The following is a 2,750-nucleotide window of genomic DNA, read 5'->3' as shown; positions in this document are numbered from 1 at the left end:
CCGGCGAGCACGCCGAGCAGGGTGCCGGCGTTCCAGGCCAGGAAGAGCAGCGTCCCGGCGAGCCAGAACGCGCGTCGGCGCCCGCCGCCGGCCGGTCGGGCCAGCGCGAACGCGGTCGCCTCGTCGGTCATCAGGTGGCTGCCGAGCAGCCGCCGCCAGCGCGGGCGGCCGAGGGCTGTCGCCCAAGGTCAGGCCGAACGGCAGGTGCCGGGCGTTGAGCAGCAGCCCGGCCAGGACCGCGGCCAGCGGGCTGCCGGCGGCCACCAGCCCGACCGCCATGAACTGCGCGCCACCGGCGTAGACGAGCACCGACATCGCGACGGTCGCCCAGGCGGGTAGGCCGGCGGCTACCGCGACCGCGCCGAAGGAGGCGCCGACGGCGATCATCGCCGCGCCGATCGCGGCGACGTCGCGGAGCATCCGGGCGTCGGGTGTTCGGTCAGCCGTACGCATGGTTCATTATGATGAACAGCCTCGACACGTTCGTCAAACCGAACAAAGAGAACGATGGAGCGAACAACGCCCGTGGACACCACTCCCCCGCTGGCCACCATCGCGGCGGCCCTGCGCCGCGAGCGCGACCGGGCCGGTCTGTCGTTGACCGAGCTGGCCCGCCGCGCCGGCATCGCCAAGTCCACCCTGTCGCAGCTCGAATCCGGGGTCGGCAATCCGAGCGTCGAGACCCTCTGGGCACTCGGCGTCGCCCTCGGCGTACCGTTCAGCCGGCTGGTCGAGCCACCCCCGGCCAGCGTCCGGGTCATCCGGGCCGGCGAGGGCCCCCGGATCCGCTCGGAGCACGCCGACTTCACCGCCACCCTGCTCGCCGCCGGCTCGGCACACGGCCGGCGTGACGTCTACGTGATGGAACTGGAGCCGGGCGCCGTCCGCGTCGCCGAGCCGCACACCCCCCGCAGCGTCGAACACATCGTGGTCGCCGCCGGCCGGATGCGGGTCGGCCCGGAGTCCGACCTGGTGGAACTCGGCCCGGGCGACTACGCGACGTTCCCGGGCGACGTCCCGCACCGGTACGAGGCGCTGGCGCCCGGCACCTTCGCGGTCCTGGTGATGGAGCACCCCTGAGCGGCGGCGGGCTCAGCCGGTGACCGGGGCCGCCCGGCTCGCCGGGGACCGGTAGAGCCGGGTCACCACCTCCTCGATGTCCGGCTCGACGATCGAGATGTCGCGGAGCGTGGCCAGGCCGGCGAGCCCGGCCACCACCTCCGCCGCGCCGGCCGACTCGCAGGCGTAGACCAGCCGGCGCCCGTCCGCCTCGACCCGTTCCAGTGGCGCGCCGGGCAGCGTCGGCGGGGTGGCCAGCGCGGTGTCCAGTTCGGCGACGACCAGCCGGCGGGAGCCGTACCGGCTGTGCAGGGCGGCGATCGAGCCGTCGTGCACCACCCGACCGTGGTCGATCACCACGAGCCGGCGGCAGAGCCGCTCGATGTCGGCCAGGTCGTGGGTGGTGAGCACCAGCGTGGTGTCGCCGGCCCGGCGCAGCTCGCCGAGGAAGTCGCGGACCGCCTGCTTGCTCACCACGTCCAGCCCGATGGTGGGCTCGTCGAGAAAGAGCACCCGCGGGCCGTGCAGCAGGGCGGCGGTCAGCTCGCCGCGCATCCGCTGCCCGAGGGAGAGCTGCCGCACCGGGGTGTCCAGGAACTCGTCGAGGTCCAGCAGCGCGCGGCAGCGGCGCAGCCGGGTCGCGTGGTCGCCGGCCGGCACCCGGTAGACGTGCCGGAGCAGGTCGAACGAGTCGCGCAGCGGCAGGTCCCACCAGAGCTGGGAGCGCTGACCGAAGACCACGCCGATCCCGAGGGCCAGCCGGGTGCGCTGGGCGACCGGACGCAGCCCGCAGACGCGTACCTGCCCGGCGGAGGGGGTCAGCACGCCGGTGAGCATCTTCAGGGTGGTGGACTTGCCCGCCCCGTTCGGGCCGATGTAGCCGAGCGTCTCGCCGCGCTCGACCCGCAGGTCCACGCCGTCGACGGCGGTGACCGTCCGCTTCTCGCGGCGCAGCCGGCCGACCTTGACCCGGACCGTGAACTCCTTGCGCAGCCCTTGCGCGTCGATCACCCAGGCTCATGATCCCGTACTCCGGTAGTGGCGGACACCGACGCGCCAGGCCGCCGCCGCGCCGGCGGCGGCGACCAGCGCGAACCGCCCGGCCGGCCTGGCCTCCGCGACCGGCGGGGCCCCGTCCAGAGTGATCTCCCCGTGCGTGACCAGCTCGCGGATCGACTGGTACGTGAAGATGTCGCTGAGTCGGAAGGACAGCCCCCGCCGGTTCGCCGCCACCTGCATCTGGATGCTGCGGATGGAGTCGCCGCCGAGGGCGAAGAAGCTGTCGGTCACGCCGACGGTGGCCACCCCGAGGACCTCGCGCCACGCCTCGACCAGGATCTCCTCGGCCCGGCCGGCAGGTGCCACCGCCGCGCTGTCGCGGGGCCGGTCGAGGCGGGCGCGGCAGCGCCGCCCGGTCGAGTTTGCCGTTGCGGGTCAGCGGCAGCGCGTCGAGGAGGACGACCGCGGCCGGGACCACCGTCCGCAGGGTCGCGGCGTCGGTTCCCGCCCCGCCCGCCAGGTACGCGACGAGCTGCGGGTCGTCGGGGTCGTCCCGGCGTAGCTGCACCGTCACGTCGCTGTCCGGCAGCAACCGCCGGACGGCCGCCTCGATCTCGCCGCACTCCACCCGGAAGCCGCGCAGCTTGACCTGGTGGTCGGTGCGGCCCAGGTATTCGAGGTTGCCGTCCGGG

Annotated in this window: 3 protein-coding genes and 2 pseudogenes; 1 reads left to right on the top strand and 4 read right to left on the bottom strand. The window is 74.5% G+C overall.

Annotated elements, in window-relative coordinates; all coding sequences use genetic code 11:
* Nucleotides 1-131: pseudogene (locus JNW89_RS37115) on the bottom strand (AzlC family ABC transporter permease); the annotation flags it as partial.
* A 103-nt stretch (nucleotides 132-234) separates the two neighbouring features.
* A pseudogene (locus JNW89_RS37110) lies at nucleotides 235-387 on the bottom strand (AzlC family ABC transporter permease); the annotation flags it as partial.
* A 120-nt stretch (nucleotides 388-507) separates the two neighbouring features.
* Here JNW89_RS37110 and JNW89_RS33710 point away from each other — a divergent pair.
* On the top strand, nucleotides 508-1,080 hold the full coding sequence (locus tag JNW89_RS33710) for a helix-turn-helix domain-containing protein (protein WP_238452119.1): 573 nt from the start codon (nucleotides 508-510) through the stop codon (nucleotides 1,078-1,080).
* Between the two features lie 12 nt (nucleotides 1,081-1,092).
* On the opposite strand, the gene JNW89_RS33705 is transcribed toward JNW89_RS33710, so the two are convergent.
* Both JNW89_RS33705 and JNW89_RS33700 read right to left on the bottom strand, forming a co-directional pair.
* Nucleotides 1,093-2,070 carry an ATP-binding cassette domain-containing protein gene (locus JNW89_RS33705; protein ID WP_238452118.1) on the bottom strand — a complete coding sequence of 326 codons (978 nt, stop codon included), beginning with the start codon at nucleotides 2,068-2,070 and terminating at the stop codon, nucleotides 1,093-1,095.
* A gap of 6 nt (nucleotides 2,071-2,076) precedes the next feature.
* Complete coding sequence (locus JNW89_RS33700) at nucleotides 2,077-2,424, bottom strand: phosphopantetheine-binding protein (protein WP_238452117.1); 348 nt, start codon at nucleotides 2,422-2,424, stop codon at nucleotides 2,077-2,079.
* Nucleotides 2,425-2,750 lie beyond the last annotated feature (326 nt).

Source organism: Micromonospora sp. 4G55 (assembly GCF_016803375.1).
The sequence above is the reverse complement of the archived record's forward strand: the minus strand, read 5'-3'. Positions and strand labels throughout refer to the sequence as shown.

What these genes read in the sequence shown, in the direction of transcription:
- JNW89_RS33710 (WP_238452119.1), top strand. Translation starts at nt 508, where the DNA reads ATGGAGCGAACAACGCCCGTGGACACCACTCCCCCGCTGGCCACCATC.